This is a genomic window from Mycolicibacter virginiensis, from assembly GCF_022374935.2.
Lineage (GTDB): Bacteria > Actinomycetota > Actinomycetes > Mycobacteriales > Mycobacteriaceae > Mycobacterium > Mycobacterium virginiense.
This window is the reverse complement of sequence record NZ_CP092430.2, coordinates 62704-85191: the sequence shown is the minus strand read 5'-3', so window position 1 is coordinate 85191 and position 22488 is coordinate 62704. Positions and strand designations below refer to the sequence as shown.

General features: G+C 65.0%; 23 protein-coding genes. 17 read left to right on the top strand and 6 right to left on the bottom strand.

What is annotated here, in order from left to right; all coding sequences use genetic code 11:
- Positions 1-84 precede the first annotated feature (84 nt).
- Positions 85-687: a TetR/AcrR family transcriptional regulator gene (locus MJO54_RS00420; RefSeq protein WP_105295433.1), complete on the top strand. Its 603-nt coding sequence runs from the start codon at positions 85-87 to the stop codon at positions 685-687.
- Positions 688-732: 45 nt separating this feature from the next.
- Positions 733-945 carry a TOBE domain-containing protein gene (locus MJO54_RS00415; RefSeq protein WP_046285356.1) on the top strand — a complete coding sequence of 71 codons (213 nt, stop codon included), beginning with the start codon at positions 733-735 and terminating at the stop codon, positions 943-945.
- A gap of 5 nt (positions 946-950) precedes the next feature.
- Here the strand turns inward: MJO54_RS00415 and MJO54_RS00410 are convergent, their stop codons facing one another.
- Together MJO54_RS00410 and MJO54_RS00405 are read right to left on the bottom strand one after the other, a co-directional pair.
- Positions 951-2069 carry a fatty acid desaturase family protein gene (locus MJO54_RS00410; protein WP_082957322.1) on the bottom strand — a complete coding sequence of 373 codons (1119 nt, stop codon included), beginning with the start codon at positions 2067-2069 and terminating at the stop codon, positions 951-953.
- A 19-nt stretch (positions 2070-2088) separates the two neighbouring features.
- Positions 2089-3144: a ferredoxin reductase gene (locus MJO54_RS00405; RefSeq protein WP_105295428.1), complete on the bottom strand. Its 1056-nt coding sequence runs from the start codon at positions 3142-3144 to the stop codon at positions 2089-2091.
- A 69-nt stretch (positions 3145-3213) separates the two neighbouring features.
- Between MJO54_RS00405 and MJO54_RS00400 the strand changes: the two genes are divergently transcribed.
- The 6 genes from MJO54_RS00400 to MJO54_RS00375 all read left to right on the top strand — a co-directional run bounded on the left by MJO54_RS00400 (position 3214) and on the right by MJO54_RS00375 (position 10883).
- Positions 3214-3939: a TetR family transcriptional regulator gene (locus MJO54_RS00400; protein ID WP_046285354.1), complete on the top strand. Its 726-nt coding sequence runs from the start codon at positions 3214-3216 to the stop codon at positions 3937-3939.
- Positions 3940-3942: 3 nt separating this feature from the next.
- Positions 3943-4992 (top strand): glycoside hydrolase family 183 protein, encoded by a 1050-nt coding sequence (locus tag MJO54_RS00395; protein WP_105295427.1) that lies wholly within the window; start codon positions 3943-3945, stop codon positions 4990-4992.
- Between the two features lie 163 nt (positions 4993-5155).
- Positions 5156-6556, top strand: a complete 1401-nt coding sequence (locus tag MJO54_RS00390) for an alkaline phosphatase family protein (protein WP_105295426.1) — start codon at positions 5156-5158, stop codon at positions 6554-6556.
- A gap of 53 nt (positions 6557-6609) precedes the next feature.
- Entirely contained in the window at positions 6610-8058 is a 1449-nt protein-coding gene (locus MJO54_RS00385) for an alkaline phosphatase family protein (protein ID WP_240175484.1), read from the top strand.
- Between the two features lie 162 nt (positions 8059-8220).
- Positions 8221-9618, top strand: coding sequence for an alkaline phosphatase family protein (locus MJO54_RS00380; RefSeq protein WP_065153586.1), 1398 nt, complete (start codon positions 8221-8223; stop codon positions 9616-9618).
- A 146-nt stretch (positions 9619-9764) separates the two neighbouring features.
- Complete coding sequence (locus MJO54_RS00375) at positions 9765-10883, top strand: nitronate monooxygenase (RefSeq protein WP_046284897.1); 1119 nt, start codon at positions 9765-9767, stop codon at positions 10881-10883.
- Positions 10884-10886: 3 nt separating this feature from the next.
- On the opposite strand, the gene MJO54_RS00370 is transcribed toward MJO54_RS00375, so the two are convergent.
- On the bottom strand, positions 10887-11498 hold the full coding sequence (locus tag MJO54_RS00370; RefSeq protein ID WP_065153587.1) for a GNAT family N-acetyltransferase: 612 nt from the start codon (positions 11496-11498) through the stop codon (positions 10887-10889).
- A 54-nt stretch (positions 11499-11552) separates the two neighbouring features.
- Here MJO54_RS00370 and MJO54_RS00365 point away from each other — a divergent pair, with 54 nt between their 5' ends.
- On the top strand, positions 11553-12509 hold the full coding sequence (locus MJO54_RS00365) for a dipeptidase (RefSeq protein WP_065153588.1): 957 nt from the start codon (positions 11553-11555) through the stop codon (positions 12507-12509).
- On the opposite strand, the gene MJO54_RS00360 is transcribed toward MJO54_RS00365, so the two are convergent.
- Entirely contained in the window at positions 12506-13432 is a 927-nt protein-coding gene (locus tag MJO54_RS00360; RefSeq protein ID WP_065153589.1) for an alpha/beta fold hydrolase, read from the bottom strand. The genes MJO54_RS00365 and MJO54_RS00360 overlap by 4 nt on opposite strands.
- Positions 13433-13510: 78 nt before the next feature.
- Here MJO54_RS00360 and MJO54_RS00355 point away from each other — a divergent pair, with 78 nt between their 5' ends.
- From MJO54_RS00355 to MJO54_RS00340, 4 genes are all read left to right on the top strand, one after another.
- Positions 13511-13843 carry a VOC family protein gene (locus MJO54_RS00355; RefSeq protein ID WP_373693206.1) on the top strand — a complete coding sequence of 111 codons (333 nt, stop codon included), beginning with the start codon at positions 13511-13513 and terminating at the stop codon, positions 13841-13843.
- Between the two features lie 8 nt (positions 13844-13851).
- Positions 13852-14331, top strand: a complete 480-nt coding sequence (locus MJO54_RS00350) for a hypothetical protein (protein ID WP_065153590.1) — start codon at positions 13852-13854, stop codon at positions 14329-14331.
- A gap of 865 nt (positions 14332-15196) precedes the next feature.
- Positions 15197-15679: a hypothetical protein gene (locus tag MJO54_RS00345; protein WP_065153591.1), complete on the top strand. Its 483-nt coding sequence runs from the start codon at positions 15197-15199 to the stop codon at positions 15677-15679.
- Between the two features lie 966 nt (positions 15680-16645).
- Positions 16646-17125, top strand: a complete 480-nt coding sequence (locus MJO54_RS00340) for a hypothetical protein (RefSeq protein ID WP_217266636.1) — start codon at positions 16646-16648, stop codon at positions 17123-17125.
- A 439-nt stretch (positions 17126-17564) separates the two neighbouring features.
- On the opposite strand, the gene MJO54_RS00335 is transcribed toward MJO54_RS00340, so the two are convergent.
- Positions 17565-17858 (bottom strand): hypothetical protein, encoded by a 294-nt coding sequence (locus tag MJO54_RS00335; RefSeq protein ID WP_065153593.1) that lies wholly within the window; start codon positions 17856-17858, stop codon positions 17565-17567.
- A gap of 420 nt (positions 17859-18278) precedes the next feature.
- On the opposite strand from MJO54_RS00335, the gene MJO54_RS00330 reads away from it, so the two are divergent.
- Positions 18279-19592 (top strand): DUF5631 domain-containing protein, encoded by a 1314-nt coding sequence (locus MJO54_RS00330; protein WP_240176025.1) that lies wholly within the window; start codon positions 18279-18281, stop codon positions 19590-19592.
- On the top strand, positions 19589-20548 hold the full coding sequence (locus MJO54_RS23565; protein WP_065153595.1) for a hypothetical protein: 960 nt from the start codon (positions 19589-19591) through the stop codon (positions 20546-20548). Before MJO54_RS00330 ends, MJO54_RS23565 begins: the two co-directional genes overlap by 4 nt.
- Positions 20549-20565: 17 nt before the next feature.
- Here MJO54_RS23565 and MJO54_RS00315 read toward each other — a convergent pair whose 3' ends face one another.
- Complete coding sequence (locus MJO54_RS00315) at positions 20566-21207, bottom strand: hypothetical protein (protein WP_065153596.1); 642 nt, start codon at positions 21205-21207, stop codon at positions 20566-20568.
- Between the two features lie 581 nt (positions 21208-21788).
- On the opposite strand from MJO54_RS00315, the gene MJO54_RS00310 reads away from it, so the two are divergent.
- Complete coding sequence (locus MJO54_RS00310; protein WP_046284904.1) at positions 21789-22007, top strand: type II toxin-antitoxin system CcdA family antitoxin; 219 nt, start codon at positions 21789-21791, stop codon at positions 22005-22007.
- Positions 22004-22417, top strand: a complete 414-nt coding sequence (locus MJO54_RS00305; protein WP_259602755.1) for a type II toxin-antitoxin system VapC family toxin — start codon at positions 22004-22006, stop codon at positions 22415-22417. The genes MJO54_RS00310 and MJO54_RS00305 overlap by 4 nt, the downstream gene beginning before the upstream one ends.
- Positions 22418-22488: the final 71 nt, after the last annotated feature.

Here is a 22488-nt window from a genome sequence, read left to right as displayed (position 1 = left end):
ATGCGTACCAACGCTTGCGTGACACGGTACTCTTAAGTACCAACAAGTGGCAAGGCTCACGCGCAGGGAGGTGCGGCGATGACGATGCCTACAGTCGATACCCCGGCGGCCAACGCTGCCGACCCCTACCGGCACCGATTGCTCGACGGGCTGGCCGATTCGATCGCCGAGCGCGGCTACCGGGCCAGCACCGTCGCTGAGATTGTCCGCGCGGCCCGCACCTCTAAACGGACCTTCTATGACCACTTCGCCAGCAAGGAAGAGTGCCTCCTGGAACTGCTGCGGGTGGACAACGAGGAGTTGGCGCTGCGGATCCGGGCCGAGGTGGACCCCGAGGCCGATTGGCAGGTCCAGATCCGCCAGGCGGTACAGGCCTACGTCGCCCAGATTCGGGCTCGCCCGGCCATCACGCTGAGCTGGATTCGCGACATGCCGTCACTGGGCGAGGTGGCCCGGCCGGCCCAGCGTCGCGGCCTGGAGCTGATGTCGAACCTGCTGATCGAACTCAGCGGCAGCCCCGGGTTTCGCCGCGCGAATCTGCCGGCGCTGAGTCCGGCGCTGGCGGTGATTCTGCTGGGCGGCCTGCGCGAGCTGACCGCACTGGCCGTCGAAGACGGCAAAGACATCGGCGTCATCACCGAGCCGGCCATCGACGCGTCGATTGCGCTGCTGGGCCCGCGGGCCTGATCTACCGTTGATCTGTCGGGGCACCGAGAATCGAAGAGGACCGCCATGCAGCTCTCCATGCGCAATCAACTCACCGGAACCATCACCGATCTCGAAGTGGGCGCCGTCATGGCCGTGGTCAAGATCCGGCTCGACGGCGGCGAGCAGGTGATCACCTCGTCGGTCACCCGCGAGGCCGCCCTCGACCTCGCCCTCAAGGTCGGCCAGCCCGCGACGGTGTTCATCAAGTCGACGGAAGTCACCGTCGGGGTGGACTAGCCCCCTCAGTTCCAGGGCAGCGCCAGTTTGCAGATCTTGCGGACCACGCTGCCGAACTGCTTGAGCAGCGGGCCGGTGTTGTACGGCACGCCGTAGCGCTCGCAGATTTCCCGCACCTGCGGCGCGATTTCGGCGTAGCGGTGCGCCGGCAGATCGGGGAACAGGTGGTGCTCCACCTGGAACGACAGGTTGCCGCTGAAGATGTGGAACCACTTGCCGCCGGTCAGGTTCGCCGAACCGAGGATCTGGCGGTAATACCACATGCCGCGAGACTCGTTCTCGGTCTCCTCGATGGTGAATTCCTGTGTGCCGTCCGGGAAATGCCCACAGAAGATGATCGTGTAGGACCACACGTTGCGCATCAGGTTGGCGGTTAGGTTGCCGGCGAACACCAGCGGCGCGAACGGCCCGGCCAGCAGCGGGAACGCGACATAGTCCTTGAGGGTCTGGCGACGTACCTTCTGCCAGGTCTCAAGCAGCATCTCCTTCTTGTCGGCGAAACCGATCTCGCCGGCCCGGATGCGTTCGGTCTCCAGCTCGTGCACCGCCACGCCGTACTGGAACAGCACCATCAGCAGGAAGGCGTAGAGCGGGTTACCCAAGAAGTAGGGCTCCCAGGGCTGCTTGTCGCTCATCCGCAGGATGCCGTAGCCCACATCCCGGTCCATACCGACGATGTTGGTGTGAGTGTGGTGCATGTAGTTGTGCGAGTGCCGCCACTGGTCGCCCGGGCAGGCGTTGTCCCACTCGAAATTCTTGCCGTACAACGCCGGTTCGCCCATCCAGTCGTACTGACCGTGCATGACGTTGTGGCCGATCTCCATGTTGTCGAGGATCTTCGACAGTCCCAGCATCACCGTCCCTGCCAGCCAGGCCGGCGGGATGATGCTGAAGAAGAGCAGGGCGCGACCGCCGACCTCCAAGGTGCGTTGCGCCTTGATGATTCGATGGATGTAGTCGGCGTCGCGCTCGCCGAGGTCGTCCAGGACGCGCTGACGGAGGGCATCGAGCTCGGCACCGAAGGCGTCGAGGTTTGCCGGCAGGTCCGATCGCTTGAGCGCCTGGGTTTGTTCGAGCGCCTGCGGCTGCTCGGTCTGCGGCTGCTCGAGGACTGACTGCGTCATGGTTGGCTCCTTTCGTTTTCTACAGATCGATTTCGACGTCGCCGACGGGCACTGACACGCAGATCTGGATGTCTTCGCTCTCGGCGGTGGAGATCGCGCCGGTGATCAGGTTGCGCACCGCACCACCGGTTTTGCGGCACGTGCAGCTGTGGCAGATGCCCATTCGGCATCCGCTGGTCGGTTGCAGGCCAGCGGCTTCGGCTTGCTCCAGCAGGGTCCGGCCGTCGTCGACCACCGAGACGGTGCTGCCGAGGAAGCTGACCTGCCCACCGGACGGGTTGGCCGGAACTGTGAAGACCGGCGGCACGAAGCTTTCTGAGATCGTGTCGGGGCACTGCTCGCGCACCGCCGCCACCAGGGCCGGCGGCCCGCACACGTACACCGCGTCGGGGTTCGGCATCGCGGCCTGAAGATGCTCGGCATCGAAGTAGCCCTGCAGGTCGCCGTCGTTGGGAGTGCGGGTGTAGCCGTGCAGCACCCGAACTCGGGGCATGGCGGCGAGCTCGTCGTGGTAGCAGGCCTCTTCGCGGCTGCGGGCGTAGTGGATGAAGCTCACCCGGCCCGCATATTGCTCGGCTTGCAGGGTGCGCAGCATCGACATCACCGGGGTGATACCGCTGCCACCGGAGATCAGCAGAATGCGGCGCGGCCGGATGGCGGGGAGCACGAAATCGCCGCCGACCTTCTCCAGTCCGACGACCATGCCGGGCCGGGCGTTGCGGTACAGGTGCTCGGAGACCAGGCCCCCTTCGTGGCGGCCGATGGTGAGCTCGAGAAGCCGTTGGCCTTCTGCGCTTGCCGGCGAGTAGCACCGGGTGCGCCGGCGCCCGTCGATGTCGACGGACAGGTTGACGTGTTGTCCCGACTTGAAGCCGGGAAACGCGTCGTTGGGTTCCAGCAGCAGGGTCACGCTGCGCGGGGTGGAGCGCCGGACTGCGACGACCCGGGCACGGGCGTCGTTCTGGGTCCACGTCGGCGACACCAGCTCGGTGTAGCGGTCGACCCCGTGCGGACCGGTGAGCAGATCGACCAGGCTGGAGCCCAGAACCCGCCGCGTCAAAGTTTGAGTGAACATATGTACACAGTGAACACTTGTTCACGACGAGTCAAGGGCTATTTGCCCGCTGTGTTACGCTTCACAACAGTGAACAGTCGTACGCCGAATTCACGGTCGGGGCGCGCGCGGCCAGCTCGGCCGGAACGGCCTCCCCGTGTCACCCGTCCCGAACGCACGCCCCGCCCAGAACGGCCGGAGCGCGTTTCGCGCGAGGAACGCAAGGAAGCCACCCGTCGCGCGATCATCAACGCGGCGCTCACGCTCCTGGACGAACGCAGTTTCAGCGCACTGAGCCTGCGCGAGGTGACGCGCGCCGCCCACATCGTGCCGGCCGCCTTCTACCGGCATTTCGAGTCGATGGACGCCCTGGGCCTGGTGCTGATCGACGAATCGTTCCGGGCACTGCGCGAGACGCTGCGCGACGCCCGGACCGGTGGGGTGGACCCCAGTCGAGTCATCGAGTCCTCGGTCGAAGTCCTGGTCGACAGCGTCGCCTCCCGCCACGAGTACTGGCGATTCATCAATCGGGAACGCTTCAGCGGGATGACCGTGCTGCGCTATGCGATCCGCACCGAGATCCGGCTGATCACTTCCGAGCTGGCCACGGATCTGGCGCGTTTCCCCGGGTTCAATGCTTGGAGCGCCGAGGATCTCAACGTCCTGGCGGGATTGTTCGTCAACGCGATGATCGTCACCGCGGAGGCCATTGAGGACGCCCCCGATGCCGAGACCCTCGCCGAGATCAAACACGTTGCCGTCAAACAACTCCGGATGATCGCGGTCGCCGCAGGCGGCTGGCGCAGCAAGCCCTGAGCGGTGGGCCCCGCCGCACGGAACACCCCCGGGAAGCTGGCCGACATCACCGGTCCAGGCATCACCGATCGGTGGGGCGTGACGTGTGCGGACCTGGGCGCCTCGGTACTGGCACCTGACGGCACCCTGGTGTCGGTGTTCGGTGACACCTTTGCCGGCGAGCGGGTCGGCCAGGGCGATTGGCGATCCCCGGTGATCCTGATCGGTACCGGTGACGCCACCCACCGGGTGCGCTACCAGCGAGCCGGCGGACCTGATGCGCACTACGCCCGCCAGCTGTGGCACTACCGACACCGCCAACCGGCCTCACGGCTGGACCGCAACGCCATCAGCACCGTGATCCCGTCGGATCTGCTCCGGGTGGAGCAGACGCTCTACCTGCACGCGATCGTCAATCGCGGGTTCGGCAAGGTGGCGTGGACCGAGATCTGGCAATCGGCCGACAACGGAATCACCTGGCACAGCATGGGGGCGCGGTTCCCCGCGCGACTGCATGGCGGGTACGCCCAATGCTGGTCCTGGGACTACGACCCCGAGGACGGTTGGGTGTATGTGGTCTCGACCGGTTTCCAGCGCGACAAAGGCGTCATCCTGCGGAGGGTGCGTCCCGCCCACCTTGGAGATCCGAGCAAGTACTCGGGCTGGGGCTACCGCGGCGAGCGCCGGGCCTGGGGCCAAGCCCCGATGCCCATCACCCCGCCTGGCGAGACGTGGGGCGAGCTGTCGCTGCGACGGCTGGCGCCCGGAACCTGGGTACTGGGCGGGTTCGTATCGTCGCGCTACGCGCTGGGTTACCGAGTGCTGGAGTCCCCCACCGCCGAACTGACCGGGTCACCGCTGCAGCGCCCGCTGGTTGGGAGCGGTTGGGACGACGAAGATCACGCACGCGGCCGGGTCGCGCAGCTCTACGGCGGCTATGTGCTGCCCGGTTCCCGGGTGGATCGCACCGGCGGGGTGGGCCTGATGGTGTCGCAGTGGAACACCGCGCAAGGTTGGCCATACCGGGTGATGCAGTTTCGCGCCACGTTCCTCAGTGGGGCGAAAGTTCTCTAGCCGGAGTCGTTCTACGGCGTCACATCTGGACGGTTAATCCAGATTCCTCAGTAACTTTCTGGGTAAATGAGCAAAATTGGGCATAAAGCTGAGTTTTTCCTGGGGGTCAGCTGCTAGGCTTGCCGCCCAGTGGTCCGCGTAACTCTGGCGAGGGATATCGATCGTGACGAAGGTGAAGCAGTTTCTGTGCGGTGTGGCCGTCGCCGGCATGGTTGCCGGAACGGGAGCGGCAGTAGGCACGCAGGTGGGCCTGTCGGCGGTGACCGCCGATTGGATGCTTACCGCTGAGCACGTGTTGCTGATCGGCCTCGACGGTGTCAACCTCGCCAAGGTTCTGGAATACGCCTACAACGACGACAGCGGCTTCAAAACGGCGATGGACCAGGGCATCACCGGCACCGCAAGTCTGACCAACCACACCACCCTCTCCGGGCCGTCGTGGTCGACGATCCTCACCGGCGTGTGGGACGACAAGCACGGGGTCTACAACAATCTGTTCCGGCCCGAGCCGTACAACGCGTGGCCGTCGGTGTTCAACCTGATCGAGTACAACAAGCCGGAGATCGACACCACGATCATCAGCAACTGGGAGTACCTCAACCAATTGGCCGACGCCGGCAATTACCCGGTCGACAACAACATCTTCGTCCCGGCCGGGGACAGCCCCGCCGACAGCGACGAGCTGGTCACCGCGTTGACCATCGCCCAGATCCTCGGCACCGCGGACAACCCCGATGACATCTCGAGTTTCCTGTTCTCCTACCAGTCGCAGGGCGATCACGCCGGGCACTCGTTCGCCGGCGGGTCCGAAGAATATATGCAGGCCATCATCAATCTCGGGGCCAATATCCAACAGATCCTGGCCGCGATCGCTCAGGTACAGGCGATCACCGGCGACGACTGGTCGATCATCGTCACCACCGACCACGGCCACCAACAGACGGTGACCCTGCCCGGTCTCAGCATCGGCCACGGCTTCCAGTCGCCCAATGAGACGACGTCGTTCGTCATCTTCGATCAAGCCGGCAATGATGCGTCCGACGGCAGCCAGAACCTGAACTACTCGATCGCCGACATCACGCCGACCATCTTGTCGCTGTTCGGCATCCCGTTGCGCTCGGACTTCGACGGTGTCTCAATGGCATTCGACCCGACCGTCCTGGACAGCCTCGTCACCCCCGTCGATCTCAAGCAGGCGCTCACCGACGCCATCGCGATGTACGGCTACCCGAACATCGGCAACGACATAACGCTGGCCATCCGGACTCTGGCCGGGTCCGTGCCGTACTTCCTCGACAAGTTTGTGACCCAGATCGACGCATTCCTGCAATCGATCGCCGACCAGGACATCTTCTTGATCAGCGGGCTGGCCGAGGTCGCCCAGCAGATCAACGGTTTCTTCGGCGGTCTGACGGTCGACGTGACCAACACCCTGGCAATGGGAATCACGCATGTGCTCGGGTCGGGCGGAATCGCGCCCGAGGATGCGCCACTGCCGCTGCCGGGCAGCGCCGAGTTCACCGACCTGTCGCAGCTGCTCGACGTCGAGGCTCTGCTGGGCTGATCCGTCGAAGCCGACGGCGCCACACCAAATCACTTCAACGAGGAGACCCGACCGTGACGAAGGTGAAGCAGTTTCTGTGCGGTACGGCCGTCGCCAGCTTGGTTGCTGGAACGGGAGCCGCGGCAGTAGGGACGCAGCTGGGTCTGTCTGCCGTGACCGCCGAGTGGATGCTCGCCGCCGAACACGTGCTGCTGCTCGGCACCGACGGCACCAACCTGGACAAGATCCTGGAGTACGCCTACAACGACGACAGCGGCTTCAAGATGCTGATGGACCGGGGCATCACCGCGGCCACCACCATCGCAGGCCATATGACGATGTCCACACCTTCGTGGTCGACGATCCTCACCGGTGTCTGGGACGACAAGCACGGCGTGGTCAGCAACGTCTACCGGCCCGAGCCGTACACGACCTGGCCGTCGGTGTTCAACCTGCTCGAGTACAACAAGCCGGAGATCGAGACCACGGTCATCTCCGGCCGGGGCCTGTTCACCGAGATTGCGTCGACCGGCGGCTACCCGGCCGACAACATCATCGGCATCACCGGTGGCTCCACCTCGGCGGAGATGGACGCGCTGGTCACCCAGGAGACCATCTCCCGGATCCTGGCGACCACCAACAACCCGAATATCGACACCTTCATGTTTTCCTACCAGTCGCAGGTCGACCATGCCGGGCACTCGTACGGCGGCGGGTCAGACGAGTACCGCGACGCCGTCATCAACGTCGGAGCCAATTGGAAGGAGATCCTGGAGGCGGTAGCCCAGGCCGAAGCGGCCACCGGTGACAAGTGGACGATCATCGCGGTCACCGACCACGGCCACCAGCAGAACCCGGACTTGTTCGGATTCAGCCTCGGCCACGGCTTCCAGTCGCCCAACGAGACATCGAGTTTCGTGATGTTGTCGCTGGCCGGAAATGAAGCGCAGGCCGGCGGTCAGAGCCTGAGTTACCAGACCATCGACATCACACCCACGATCCTGCAGGCATTCGGCATCCCGATGCGTTCGGACTTCGACGGGGTCCCCATGCAGACCGACCCGGACATCCTGAACGGCATCGTCTTCCCAGCCGATCTCAAACAGGCCCTCACCGACGCGATCAACAGCTACGGCTACCCCGACATCGGCACCGACATCATGCTCAGCATCCGGGCGCTGGCGGGTGGGGCCGGCTACTTCCTCGAAAACTACGCTCTCCCGCCCATCCTCAACTTCCTGCAGTCGATCGTCGACCAGGACATCTTCCTGATCAGCGGGCTGGCCGAGGGCACGCAGTGGGCGCTCAAGACCGTCGGCGCCGCCACCGCCGACGTACTCACCGATATCGGCCGGGTGGTCGCGTACTTCACCGGGGCCGGCGTCATCCCGCCGAACGACGCACCCCTGCCACTGCCGGGCGCCGCCGAGTTCACCGGATCGCTGGAGGCCTTGCTGGCTGACCATGCCGTTAGCACCCCCGACCTGGACGCCTTCCTCGATGTGGACGCACTGCTGAGCTGATACAGCTGCGCTTACGCCTGTCTCGCCTGGTGAAATAACCCACAGGCCTCCTCAGTAACACCCTGCTCAAATGAGTGATTTCGGGCAGAAAGCTGAGTTTTAGCTGGGTAACTGTTAGTCTTGCGCCCATTGGCCTGCACTACTCGACGAGGGAATCCGATCGTGACAACAATCAAGAAGTTCCTCAGTGGGGTGGCCGTCGCCGGCCTGGTTGCCGGAACGGGTGCCGCCGTCGGGTCACCGGTGGGGCTGTCCGCAACGACGGCCGACTGGCTGCTCGCCGCCGAGCACGTGCTGTTGATCGGCGTCGACGGAGTCAACCTCTCCAAGATCCTGGAGTACGCCTACAACGAGGACAGCGGTTTCAAGACCGCGATGGACCAAGGCATCACCGGCGCCGCGACCGAGGTCAACCACACCACGATCTCCGGCCCGTCGTGGTCGACGATCCTCACCGGTGTGTGGGACGACAAGCACGGTGTGATCAACAACCTGTTCGAGTCCGAGCCGTACAACCTGTGGCCGACGGTGTTCAACCTGATCGAGTACCACAAGCCGGAGATCAACACCTCGATAATCTCCGACTGGGACTACCTCAACCAACTCGCCGCAGCGGGCGGCTACCAGGCCGACAGCAACACCTACATTCCGATGGAGACCACCTGGGCTAACGCCGACGCGGCCGTCACCGCGGAGACCATCGCCCAGATCATGGCCACGCAGAACAACCCGGGCGACATCTCGAGCTTCCTGTTCTCCTACCAGGGACAGGTCGACGAGATGGGACACGAATTCGGCGGCGGGTCACCCGAATACGCCCAAGGCCTTGTGAATGTCGCAGGTAACATCCAAGAGATCTTGGCCGCAGTAGCCGCCGTCAAGGCGATCACCGGCGACGACTGGTCAATCATCATCACCACCGACCACGGCCACCAGCAGTCGCTGGGCTTTGGGCACGGCTTCCAGTCGCCCAACGAGACAACGCAATTCGTGATCTTCGACCAAGCCGGCAATGATGCGTCCGACGGCAGCCAGAACCTGAACTACTCGATCGCCGACATCACGCCGACCATCTTGTCGCTGTTCGGCATCCCGATGCGGTCGGACTTCGACGGTGTCTCTATGGCGTTCGACCCGGACGTCCTGAACAGCCTCGTCACCCCCGTCGACCTCAAGCAGGCGCTCACCGACGCGATCGCGATGTACGGCTACCCGAACATCGGCAACGACCTGGCCCTGGGCCTCCGTACCGTCGTCGCCACCATCCCGTACCTGCTCAACGGCGTTGTCACCGACATCGACAAGTTCCTGCAGGGGATCGTCGACCAGGACATCTTCCTGATCAGCGGACTGGCCCAATTCGCCCAGGAGATCAACGGCTTCTTCGGTGGTCTGTCGGTGGACACGCTCCAATGGATGGCACACGGTGTCGGCTACCTGACGGGATCCGGGACCATCGAGCCGACCGACGCACCGCTGCCCCCGCCGGGAAGCGCCGAGTACACGCCCGACCTCGGGGGCTCCGACCTGTCCGGGCTGCTCGACGCGCTGGTGGGCTGACAGCTCCTCGCACACCGATGCCGCCAGGTCTTTGACCTGGCGGCATCGGTGTTTCGGCCGGAAGCCGCTGCGCTAACGTCGCGGTAGCTACCTCACACCGCGGGACCCGGACCCGTTCTCGATCCCAGTTGAACAAAGGAGCGGCCGTGAAGACCCCCATCTGCGAGCAGTACGGCATCGACTTCCCGCTTTTCGCCTTCAGCCACTGCCGCGACGTGGTGGCCGCGGTGACCAACGCCGGCGGGTTCGGCGTGCTCGGCGGCGCCGCCTACACCCCGGAGCAGTTGGATCAGGAGCTTTCCTGGATTGACGAGCAGGTCAAGGGAAAGCCCTACGGCATCGACATCATCGTGCCCGCCAAATTCGAAGGCAAGGGCGAGAACCTTTCCGGCCACCAACTATCCGACCGGATCCCCGACGAGTACAAGGCGTTCATCGCAGAACTGTTGGCGCAGCACGACATTGAGCCCGACGAGAAGCCCCGGTTGGGATCTGCCATGCTCTCCGGCAGCAACGGCGAGCAACTGCTCGAAGTCGCGGTCGCCCATCCCATCCGCATGATGGCCAACGCGCTCGGCGTGCCGCCGGATTACATGATCAAGTCCGGCAAGGACAACGACATCCCCGTCGCGGCCCTAGTAGGCGCCAAGGAGCATGCTCTCAAGCAGGTGGCACAAGGGGTCGATCTGATCGTCGCTCAAGGAACCGAGGCGGGCGGCCACTGTGGCGAAGTCTCCACGCTGGTGGTCGTTCCCGAAGTCATCGAAGCCATAGACAACGCCGTGCCGGTGCTTGCCGCCGGCGGGATCGTCACCGGTCGACAGATGGCGGCCTGCGTGGCGCTGGGCGCCGCCGGCGCGTGGACGGGTTCGGTGTGGCTCACCACCGAGGAGGCCGAAACGGCTCCGCACACCGTGCAGAAGATGCTCGCGGCCACGTCGCGCGACACCATTCGCTCCACCGGACGCACCGGCAAGCCCGCACGCCAACTGATCTCCGATTGGACTGATGCGTGGCGACCCAACGACAAGGGCCACCCGACCCTGCCGCTACCGCTGCAGTCGATGATCGCCGAACCCACACTGCGTCGCATCGACAAGCTGGCCGCCACCGGACACCCCGGGGCCCAAGCCCTGTCCACTTATTTCGTCGGCCAGGGCGTCGGGCTGATGAACAAGGTGAAGCCCGCGCGCGACGTCGTGTTCGAGTTCGTCGAGGACTACCTCGCCGCCGCCGAACGACTCGGCGGCTCGGTCAGCGACTGACCGCTACGGAGCCTGCGGCTCCCGCCACATCTTCCACAGTGTCGGTCCGCCGTGGGGGACGTTGATCTCGCCGATCACCCGGAAGCCGAAACGCTCGTAGTACGGCACGTTCTCGTGCTTGCTGGACTCAAGATAGGCCGGGCAGAGTTCGGCATCGCAGCGATCGAGCCGCGGCTGCATGACGGCCTGCCCGAAGCCGCGTCCCCGCACAGCCGGGTCACTGCCGATCACCGCCAGATACCAGTGCGGCTCTTCGGGGTGGTTGGCGTCCAACAGGTCTGTCAGTGCGCGGCCTTGGGTAAGCCGGAAGCCGAAGGACCGGAACAACGACGGCACCATGCGCAGCTGCGACCAGATCGACTGTTTCCAGCGGTTGGGCGGGTCCCACAGCGCAGCCGCCCCGACGACTGCGCCGTCGTCGGCCACCTCGACGCCACCGCCCGCCAGGTGATGAACCCGCGTGGAGGTGCCGAAGAACGTCGTCAACTGCTCGGTGCGGGCCGCGTCGTCGGGAAGCAGCCACATCGATACCGGGTCGTCGTAGAACGCGCGTCCCAACGCCTGCGCCAGCGAGGGGATGTCCGATTTCAACGCGGGCCGCGAGTCGATTGCCATGGGGCTAGGTTAATGCGTCGCATTCGGGCGGCGCGCAGAGCAAGATCAGCGGCTATGAGCACGCTGCTGTGGGACCAGCACACTTGCCTGCCGTTGCAGGACAGTGCCGAGGTGGCCCCGCTGACCCGCTACCAGCATTCCGGCGGCGCATTGCTGTCGGTGAACGTGGGCTACGTACCGCAGCGCTTGGCCGACACCTTGGCCCTGCTGCGGCACTTTCGTCGCGCCATCGAGGCTCACCCGGGCCTGACGGTCGCGGCCGGACTGGATGACGTCGACGCGATCACCGGCGCCGGCGGGATCGCGGTGGTGTTCGACCTGGAGGATTCCAACCCGCTCGACGACGATCTGTCCAACCTTGCCGTGTTGGCCGAGCAGGGGGTCCGCACGCTATTGCCCACCTACAACCACGCCAACCGTGCCGGCAGCGGCTGTCTGGACGCCGTGGACTCCGGACTGACCGCGTGGGGCCGCGCGATCGTGGCCGAGATGAACGCCGTGGGCATGGTTCCCGACGGCTCACATTGCAGCGCCCGCACCGGCCTGGACATGTGTGCGGTTTCGACCGGCCCCGTCGTCTACAGCCATTCGTGTATGCGGGCCCTGTGGGATCACCCGCGCAACATCACCGACGATCAGGCCCTGGCGTGCGCGGCTACCGGCGGCGTCGTCGGCATCACCGCGGTGGGAATCTTCCTGGGCCCCAACACCCCAACCCTCGACGCCGTAGCGCACCACCTGGAGTACGCGGTAGAACTGGTGGGCATCGAACATGTCGGCGTCAGCACCGACTACTCCTTCGACCACGCCGACTTCAATGCCGAGCTGCTCGCTAATCCGCAGTTGTTCGACGAGAGCTACACCCGCTGGGGCCCGATCCAGTGGATGCCCCCGGAGACCTGGCTGGGCCTGGGTGACCACCTTTCGGTACGCGGCTGGGCCGATGCCGACATCAATGCCGTGCTCGGCGGCAACTTCCACCGGGTGGCACGCGAGACCTGGCGGACCTAGGTTTTCTTGGCCCCGCGGGCGAATTCGTTTATCGTGCTGACGAATTCACTGGGTTTCTCGACTAGGGGGCTGTGCCCCGATCCGGCGATGACGACCGGCTGCAGGCCGGCCTGCCGATAGCGGTCGACGTTCTGGACGGTCGGGGTCAGCACATCACTGTCACCCCACACCACCAGCACCGGCTTGCCCAGCCCCGCCAGCCGGTCGGCCACCGCTTGCTGTTCGTTGATACGGCTCGCGGTCTTGGCGTCACACAATGCGTTGTGGGTCATTCGTTTCAACGAACGGTAGGCCAACGCGGGAACCGGGAAGTCGGCGGCGAAGCCGGTCTGCAGCGAGCTCTTGTCGACGGCATCGACGCTGCGCAACTTGTCGACCGCGGCGCCGAGCACCGGCCAGCACACCGCGTTGCCCAGCGCGGGCATGGCAGTCATCCCCAGCGCCGCGGGAGTGTCGGAGACGACCACGCGGTCCACCAGCTCCGGTGCGCTTTCGGCCAAGGCGGTGGCCACCGTCCCACCCATCGAATGCCCGACCAGCACGGCGTGCCGCACCCCCAGGGCATCGAGCGCTTGGTGTACGGCGGTCGCCTGACACTCGGCGCGGTAGGGGGCGGCGTCGCTCGGGGCCTCGGAGCCGCCGTGGCCGACCAGGTCGATCGCGACCACCCGCGATGTGTTTGCCAGCGCGGGCGCCACCGCCTCCCACCACTGGATCGACGCCGAATAGCCGTGCAGCAGCACGATGGCGCGGTCCCCACCCGGGCCGTACTCGCGGACGTTGAGATCCGGTCCGGGCAGCTCCAGCACCCGCCCCTGCGCGAACGGCTCGGCAGCCCGCGCGATGCGGTCGGTGACCATGGCGTTGACCAGCAGTGCGACGAGAACGAGCGTTATGACCAAAGCGGCAAGGCGTTTACCCACCCGCTGACGCTATCCCGGGCCTAGCCTGGATCGAGACCGAATCCACAGGAGGTAGCAGTGAGCGACCACGACATTCGGATGATCGTCTTGTCCACCGACGACCTGGACGAGTCGATCAAGTTCTACAGCGAGACCCTGGGCATGCCGCTGAAGTTTCGCGACGGCGCGCACTTCGCCGCGCTCGACGGCGGGTCGGTGACGCTGGCATTGGCGACCGCGGTGGACCACCCCATCCACGGGCAGGTGGTGGTCGGCATCAAGACCGACGACGTCGACGGTGCGGCGAAAGCCATCGAGGCCAGTGGTGGCGGAATCGTCAAGGGCCCCTACGACGATGCCCACGAGCGCCGGGCGGTGGTCTACGACAACAAGGGCAATGGGCTGGTGTTCTATAAGCCGTTGGGGCGGTAGAGGGCGCGATGACCCCGCATTCGCCTGTTCCGCCCCCTCTTCGCCCCCATCGATGGCAGTTCGTCGCGCTCACGGTCGGTCTTATTGCAACGGCCGCGGTGGCCATCGCTGGCGTTGTCATTGCCCTATCCAGGCCGACGCATTCTGTGGTGACTTACTCCGCGGAAGAGAAGGCCGAAGCGAAGACGCAGTTGTGCGAACGGTACAAGCTGGCTGGCCATGCGATGCATATCGAAACCAGCGACCCTGATGGCCAGGCCGCATTAGCACGAGTCGCACTTTCGAACGGTGCCTTGATGTTGTACGCCGCCTCCCAGGATCCGGCATTGGAAGCCAACGATCGTGACGCCGCTCGCGCACTGGCTAGCAGTTACCAAACGACAGCAGCCCTGGGTACAGCCGGCATGGCAACGCGGGACCAGTACCTCGCCTCGGTTGACGACATGAATGCCAAGGACCGCGTAATGACGGCGCTGTGCAGTGAGTGACGGGCTGCACGCGGGGAATCCATTTCAGTCCATCTGTCACCAGCTGGTCAATCTGACACCGCGCAGTAGCAATCGCACAAGAACTAGCCAGGGCAGCGCGTTCCGTCCGTGTAGATCTCACCGACGATACGGTCGCTCGCGTCCTGCTTTCGTGGAACCTCGACTCTTGGTCAACAAACCAATCAGCGCTAAGCAAAGCTACTTCTCAAGCCGGCGCACCAGAATCTCTTTCTGCCCAGCCTAAATCCAAGCGGACGGCCGGCAATTGCTGCCTCCAGTGGCACACAGGGATAGGCTGAATGATGTGCTCCCTCCCTCGCCTGTATCGACGGTAGGTCCAATTACTCCGCGGGCGCGGATACCTCTCCTGCTCTTGTTGCTAATCAACGCTGTCGTTTCGGCCGGGGTCCTGATCATGTTGCTGACGCGACCTAGCCCGGAACCCGCGTACACATCGGGCCAGCAGTCTGCTGCGCAGAGTCACATGTGCGAGAGGTTCGATCTCGCCGCACGGGCAGTGCACACCGCAACGAACAACCCGGATGGAAACGTCGGGGTTGCTCGCGATGCCCTAACGAATGGAGCGGCCATGCTTGAACTAGCTGCGGCCAGCCCCGCTCTAGATTCCGGGTTTCGGGAGGCGGCCCAAGCGTTAGCCACCGCATACCTGACGCAGGCAGCGATGGGGCTGACGTCAACTCCCGATCAATATGCCGAGGCGCTGGCTGACACTGCGGGCAAGACGTCCGCGATGGAGACTCGATGCGCTGCCACCTGACTGTGCATCCTTAAGCGTCGCTCGTCTGTTCGGCTACCCAACTCGCATCTCAACTAGAGGGTCTCCGTCGACGTTACGATATGAACCGTGACGACGACACAACCCTGGCCGGGGCAACTTTCGGATCGTCCCCGGCGTTGGCCGCCGACACTCCTGGCCGCCGGGCTGATAGCCAACACGATGCTGTCAATCGCCGCCCTGGCCGTTGCGCTGTCTCGGCCAACAGCGCCACCCACTCCCACTTTCACTGCCGCTGAACAAGCTTCCGGGCAGGCGTATCTGTGCGAAAGGTACAAGCTCGCAGCGCTGGCAGTCCGCATTGCAACGAACATCCCCGACGTCGATCCAGGAGTGGCCCGCAATTCGCTAACCAACGGTGCGTTGATTCTGGAGTCGGCCGCCGCAAACCCAGCAATCGATTCCAAGTACCGCGCCGGTGCGCAGGCTTTGGCTATGGCGTACCAGACGCAAGCTGCTATGGGCAATACAGCGACGATTGATCAATATAACGTTGCGATTGCCGACACAACTACCAAAACCTACGCGATGCAGGAGCTGTGCGCCGCATAACCAATTAGGACTGCGCCTATCAGGAACTTAAGTCCGCGCCGCGACAGCTCGTCCTTGTTCCTCTGTAGTGAGCCCTCTCCTGCGCCGGTGTACTAGTGATCCGTGGCCGATCAGCACGCGACATGTTCTCAGTTGCTCCCTCGACTGAACGAATGCAGTTCAGCAATCAGGTTGTAATCGTGATATCGCGCCGAGGTCTACCGTCCGGAATGTGACCATGACACCACCTCCTTGGCCCATACCGTCTCCCGCCCCGTCACCCCGGCGATCCACTGCGGTATTCGCGACGCTTGCTGCGTTGCTATCAGTCGCTGCGTTGACCGTCGCGATCATTTCGCTAAACCGCGCAGCCGACGCGTCAGCCCCGCATTACACGGCCTCGCAGTAAGCCGACGCCAAAAAGCGTCTCTGCGACAGTTACAACCTTGCCGCTCACGCGGAACACATTGAAACGAACACGCCTAATAACGTTGCGCTCGGGCGGCTATCCCCAACCAACGGTGCCCTGATCCTTGAGACGGCCGCAGCGGACCCCGCCCTCGACCCTAAGTATCGCGATGCAGTCCGCGCCCTCGCGCTCACCTAACAAACGCTCGTGGCAGTCGCTACAGGTAAGAAGGCGGAGACCCGGAACTCGAAGCAGTGGTTACGGACGCAAACGCTAAAGACCCGCGTGATGACCGAGCTTTGCGGCAATTAGTCATCTCGCTGGGACGCCGACACCGTTCGAAGGTACGCCGATGCGGCGATGTCGGCTCCTACACAACTCACTCGCGCGACGCGCATGTCCGATTCGAACACCGAGACCGTACCCACTGAAGCGTCAAGTAGACCGTCCCCAGGCGCCAGATAACGCGCTCCCCCTGCCGTTACGTTCAAGCGGCCCAGGGACGCCCGCCTGCCGACCGAACGCAGTCTCGATCAGGATGTAAACGCGAAATCGCGTTGAGGGCTACCATCCGCAATGTGACCATGCCATCGCCCTCCTGGTCGGCACCTTCCCTGGCTCAGCCACGCCCTCGTTTAGCCCTAGTATTCGCGACACTTGGTGCGCTGTTGGGTATTGCCTCGATGATCCTGGCAATCGTGGCCCTCACTCGAGCCCCGGCCAGCCCGACCTATTCGACGGCCCAAAAGACGGCCGCCAAGACCGACTTATGTGGTCAGTTCAAACCTGCTATGAACGCGATACACATCGAGACCAACGGGCCCGACGCGGGTCTCGGACGTATCGCTTTGATTAACGGCGCGCTGGTCCTAGAGAGCGCTACTGCGAATCCAGCCTTGGATCCCACATATCGCGACGCAGCCCAAGCCGTTGAGTCAGCCTACCAGGATCTAGTTATTGAATCTTCCAGCGGCAAGGCCGGCGATCCTCAATTCGATAATGTCGTGAACACCGCCAACGCCAAAGAACGCGTACTGAAAGATTTGTGCGGTGACTGATTCACCAGCTGATCTACCGCCAGGTAAATGGTCGTCTTACTTGGTAGGTGTGTGGTGGCCCGGACCCCCGACCCGACCCGAGCAGGGGATCCAGCACTGGTCTAGTCAATCCGACGCCAAAGAGCACGAAGCCATCGAACTCCGGGATTTCACAAACGGCCTAAGCGCAAGGAACAGTGGACGAACCACGGAGGACGAGCTGATACGGCTACGTATCGGCTACAACCGTCTGACGAACGCCGCCGAGCACTGTCGGAGCAAAAAAACAGCTAGCGACAGCGTCGTCAAGGCCGTTAATGACCTCCGCCAAAACTTGACGAATATCGCCAATCAGTACAACCCAAGAATCGACGACCTGGTAGCGAAAAATACACCGGAGGCAATGACCGAAGCCATCGGACTAATCGTCGAAGCCAACGGTAAAGCCGCCGAACACAGTTCAGAGACCAACGGCCAGATCATTGCGGCAACCCAGCAGATGTTCAATGATCTGGGCATCGAAGGCGACGCCCAGAACTGGCTGCAAAATAACGGCGCGAAATTCGGCACGCCACCGCCGCAACCGCCCACCAGCGAAGAACTGAGCAGAAAGGCCGCCGGCACCGACCAGCTTCCATTCCCGCCTGGCGCGGGGTACGCGGATGATCGCCCAATTCCCAGGAGCGTGGACGACCTCCTTCTGCCGGAAGGCCGCGCCAACAGCGGCGCAGGCGGCAACGACCCAGTTGGCCAAGCAGGTTCGGCCGGACCGGCGCCCACTAGCGAACCGAGTTCAGGCGGGCAATCTACGGTCCACCCAGCGGGCGTCGGCTCGCCCGGCTTAGTCGGCTCACCCGACGCGTCAAGCGCTGGTCACGAACCTGGCGGCGGTGCCACATCGGGCGCGGCGCAGGTCAGTTTCAACCCAGCCGGCGGCCCGGGGAGCGGCGGAGGGCTTGGCCCCGGTGCCGGAGGAGGCCCCGGCCCCACAGGCAGCACCGGGTTAGGCCCCGGTGCCGGAGGAGGTCCCGGCCCCACAGGCAGCACCGGGTTAGGCCCCGGCTCCGGAGGAGGCCCCGGCCCCACAGGCAGCACCGGATTGGGACCCGCAGGAGGAACTGGCGGCGGCATACCCGGCGGACCGGCGCTGGGCGGCGGCGGCGTCCCCTCACCCATGACCTCCGGCATGTCAGGCCTGGGCAGCCCCGGCGGTGGCGGCATGCCACCCGGCCTCCCGGGCGGCGGGCCGGCCCAGGCGTTCGCGTCCGGCATGCCGGGCGGCGGCCCTGCGGGAGCGGGCGGGCCGCCATCGCCATTGGCGCCGGGCGGAGCCGGCTCCGGGGGGTTCGGGCAGCCATCGCAGATTCCGCCCTCACCGTCGGTGACGCCGATGGCGGGTGGTGCGCTGGGCAACATGGCCCAATTGGCGAGCCCCAACACCGAGATCGCCCCGTCGGCCCCCACCGCCGGCGCGACACCGGCAGCACCGACGGCGGCGCCCGTGACAGCGAGCCCGGCCTCCGTATCGTCGGGGCCGATCAGCGCCGGCCCGGCGGCCCCGTCGGGCCCCTTGCCCGGCTACGGAGCAGACCTGCGCCCAGCGGCTGGAGCCGTCCCGGCCGCGCCCACGGCGCCTGCCGGACCTGCGGGCCCGACTCCCCCACCCCCGTCTGGCGGCGCCACCACGCCAACGTCGGGGGGACCAACGGTCACCTCCGCCACCGATCGTCCGGCACCGGGCAAGCCAACGCCCGGCGCAGCCAGTCAGTCCGGCGCATCGGTGGCCGGAAGCATGGGCGCCGGGGGCACGGCCGGAGCCGGAGCCGGTACGGCCGCCCGGCGCCTGGCCGAACATCAGGATCTGCAGCGCAAAGTCGACGCCGTGGCCCGCCAGGCGCCGGAGCTGGCCTGGGCGGCCGGTCTTCGCGACGACGAGACCACCACCGTGCTGGCCACCGACTTGGCCGGCGGCTGGATTCCGCCCACCGTCAAACTCCCGCCCGGGCTCACTTTGCTGGATCCGGCCCACCGTCGCCGCGATACCAGCGCGGTCGATCTGCTGGGTGCGGTGATCGCCGCCGCCGCCCATCAACCGAACACCTACGTCACCGAGGCCGGCCCGAACGATCCGATTCCCGGCAGCGGGGAGCGCGCCCGCTATGGGCAGCACGTCGACGAACTCGGTCCCACGCTCATCGACATCACCGGCACCAATGACCGCCTACCGCGGATCGTGCAGACTGTGGCCCGCGCCGTGGCCCGCAGATCCGGGGTCGCCGACAACGAGATCGCGTTGTTCCGGCAGGTAGTCGCCGACACGCAGGCGCGAGTACTGTCGGCCTATCCGCAGCATGCCCCGCGGGACGTCGCCGACTGGATGCTGTTGGCGGCCATCGACGCCCTGATCGACGGAAGCGAAGAGCTCGCCCGCTACCACCTGGCGTGGTATCTGGCAGTGGCAGTACGGCATGGAGGTGTTACGCCGTGACAGACGACTTCGTAAGGCATTACGGTGCGGACTTCTTGCACATTGCGCTCTCTCAGCCCCCGGCGGCGATCCCCCCGGGACCGGTCCATGACGGTGGATCGTCCCCGGTCGACGCCACGATGGCCGCCTTCGGCGCCGCAACCAACCTGAACCTGGTCGAGGAGAACACCGAACTCGCCAACGATCACCGAGACCGCACCGGCCACGCAGCTGATGCCGTACGCAAGTTCGGCGAGCACGAGGCCGACGCGGCATCGAAGTTCCAGAACGTCGCATCCCAGGGTGACGCGCTGATGGCACAGCAATCACCGCAGGAAGCCATGGGCGGGGCCATGCAGGGTGTCAACGGCGCGATGCAGGGCATCACCAGCGCACTCAGCGGGGCCCTCGGCGCGGTGAGCAAGCTGCCCCAGGGGTTGATGCAGGCCGGCCAGGGTGCGTTGTCGCCGCTGATGAGCGCCGCGTCGTCGCTGGGCAAGGCGGGGCTCGGCGGCACCACGCTGGCCTCGAGCATCAGTCCCGACTCCGGCCTGGGCGGTGGGGATTTCGGCTCCGGCGGAAGCGGCGGGGGCGGGCTGGGCGTGGGCACCACGCCGGCCAGTAACCTCGGCCCGCCCCCGGTTCCGGGGACTTCGACGCCGACTACGCCTGCCAGCTCTCTGGCCAATGCCGGTGCGGCCGGCCCGGCAGGCGGCGCACCCACCGCGGGTGGGAGCGGCGGCGGGATGATGCCGATGATGCCCGGCGGGGCCGGTGCCGGCGGCAAGGGCGGCAAAGACGACAAGACCGACGCGAAGCGGATCGCCGCCCCCGGCGTGCCCAACGGCCAGCCCGTCAAGGGCCGCACGACGGCCCCGCCCAATGTGCCGGTGACCAAGTCGGTCGCGAAGGACGCCGGTCATCCCGGCATCACTCCGCTGAAACGCATTGTGGACAAAGACGATTCGTCGAAGTGAGCCCGCCGGCGACTTAGTTAGTTGTCGCGGTGTCTCGTTGCCTTGGACGTTAGATGGTAGACCGACAGGTAGACCACGGCGAACAAACCGGCCGATGAGACCGACGCGATGAAGAACTGGAGGCGTTGTCCCTGCGCGATCGGATAGCGGAACTTCGCCTCGCCGTAGCCCATGCCGACTGCAAACAGTAGGCAGAAGCCGAGCATGTACAGGATCAGTTCACGATCGTTGTGAAAACTGAACCCTTCGCGCCCGGGCAGAAAGGAACTGCACACCGCAACATCAAATGCGAGCCCGAATCCCGCGATGATCCACCAGATCTTCGGCGGGGTGGCAATCTGTTCGTGGCGCTGGAGTTTCGCCGAATCGCCTTCGGACTCGGCATTCTTGTGGAGCGGTTGAAACGCGTAGACTGTGCCGCGGATTCGAATGTATGGAGTGTGGGCATATGCCCAGCCAACTGTTGCAATCAACATCACGCCGATCGCGGCCAGAATCGTTGCCGGATCGGGGTAGGCGGCAAGAACAGCAAAGAGCATTGTCAGGGCTGCCAAACACCAATAGATGCGGCGTTTCGACTCCAGCGGTACCTTGAGGTAATCCAAGAACGCACCGGCTACGATGCACAGACCTGCAGCAATAATGAAGGCGTTACTCATATCAGTACCCCAGGGCGGCATCCACGATCCCTTGGCCTACTTTTGAACCTCCGACGATCCCGCCTGCCACAGCGAAGGGAACGGCTATCTCGGGGGCGGCTATAAATGACATCACAACTCCAGCGCCCCATGCACCCGCTGCGCCTCCTGCCCAGCGGCCACCAAATTCCGTCACGCCCTGACCGGCCGAGATTTTGCCGTCCCTTACGTCCATTAAGGTCAGTAGACCATCCAATCCGGTAGCCGTACCCCCCAGGCCCCTGCCGAACTTCCTCAGCGCCTCGGCGTCGGCCTTGGAAAATGCGTCAGCGTCGAGCCAGTGCCGCCCCGTTGGCAGACTTTCCCCGTATTTCTCCACGCCGCCACCGACGGCATCAGAGGCGTTCGCGAGTTGGCTGAAGAACTCCCTTGGTGAGGTCCCGTTCTTGACGGCGTCGACGGCACGCTGGACTCCGGCGGGGGACACGCCACTGCTGCGGCGTCGGTCGGCGAAGCCGTTGAGGGCGAATGCGCGGGCGGCCGCTTCCGCGTCCCCTGGTCGGATCATCCGCCGCGAACACCATGTGTGTATATTGGTGCGCATGGCTCGGCTGAACGTGTATGTTCCCGACGATTTGGCGGAGCGAGCCAGGGCGCGGGGACTGAACATCTCGGCGCTGACTCAGGCCGCGATCAGCGCTGAGTTGGAGAATTCCGCGACCGACAGCTGGCTTGACGGGCTAGAGGCCTGGAGCACAAGCGCTCGACACGATGACGTGCTGACTGCGCTCGACGCCGCCCGCGATGAGCTCGGAGCGTGAAACCGCTCTCCGGTTCGCCGGCAGAGCAGGTGGTCGTGGACGCCAGTGCCATGGTGGACCTACTTGCTCGCACCCAGGATCGGTTCACATCGGTACGTGCGCGGCTGGCCGGCACAGTGATGCACGCGCCGGCGCACTTTGATGCCGAGGTGCTATCGGCGCTGGGGCGCATGCAACGCGCCGGCGTGCTGACCGTTGCTCAGGTCGGGGCGGCACTGGATCAGCTACGACGGGCACCGGTAACTCGGCACGAACTCTCCCCGTTGCTTGCTGGAGCGTGGGCGCGGCGCGAGATTCTGCGCCTCACCGACGCCCTCTACGTGGAACTTTCGGACACGGCAGATCTGGTGCTGCTCACCACGGACCAGCGGCTGGCGCGTGCTTGGCCTGCGGCCGAAGCCATCAGCTGACAGCAACCCGGCTGCCTCGACGCTTCACTGAACCGCAACCAACCGCTCCTAACGCGAAAATGGTGGCGCCT

Excerpts from the sequence above, each read along its gene's own strand:
- MJO54_RS00405 (WP_105295428.1), bottom strand. The coding sequence starts at position 3,144 with ATGTTCACTCAAACTTTGACGCGGCGGGTTCTGGGCTCCAGCCTGGTC.
- MJO54_RS00420 (WP_105295433.1), top strand. The coding sequence starts at position 85 with ATGCCTACAGTCGATACCCCGGCGGCCAACGCTGCCGACCCCTACCGG.
- MJO54_RS00310 (WP_046284904.1), top strand. The coding sequence starts at position 21,789 with ATGGCTCGGCTGAACGTGTATGTTCCCGACGATTTGGCGGAGCGAGCC.
- MJO54_RS00315 (WP_065153596.1), bottom strand. The coding sequence starts at position 21,207 with ATGAGTAACGCCTTCATTATTGCTGCAGGTCTGTGCATCGTAGCCGGT.
- MJO54_RS00330 (WP_240176025.1), top strand. The coding sequence starts at position 18,279 with ATGACCTCCGGCATGTCAGGCCTGGGCAGCCCCGGCGGTGGCGGCATG.
- MJO54_RS00410 (WP_082957322.1), bottom strand. The coding sequence starts at position 2,069 with ATGACGCAGTCAGTCCTCGAGCAGCCGCAGACCGAGCAGCCGCAGGCG.
- MJO54_RS00350 (WP_065153590.1), top strand. The coding sequence starts at position 13,852 with ATGACCCCGCATTCGCCTGTTCCGCCCCCTCTTCGCCCCCATCGATGG.
- MJO54_RS00365 (WP_065153588.1), top strand. The coding sequence starts at position 11,553 with ATGAGCACGCTGCTGTGGGACCAGCACACTTGCCTGCCGTTGCAGGAC.
- MJO54_RS00415 (WP_046285356.1), top strand. The coding sequence starts at position 733 with ATGCAGCTCTCCATGCGCAATCAACTCACCGGAACCATCACCGATCTC.
- MJO54_RS00355 (WP_373693206.1), top strand. The coding sequence starts at position 13,511 with ATGATCGTCTTGTCCACCGACGACCTGGACGAGTCGATCAAGTTCTAC.
- MJO54_RS00370 (WP_065153587.1), bottom strand. The coding sequence starts at position 11,498 with ATGGCAATCGACTCGCGGCCCGCGTTGAAATCGGACATCCCCTCGCTG.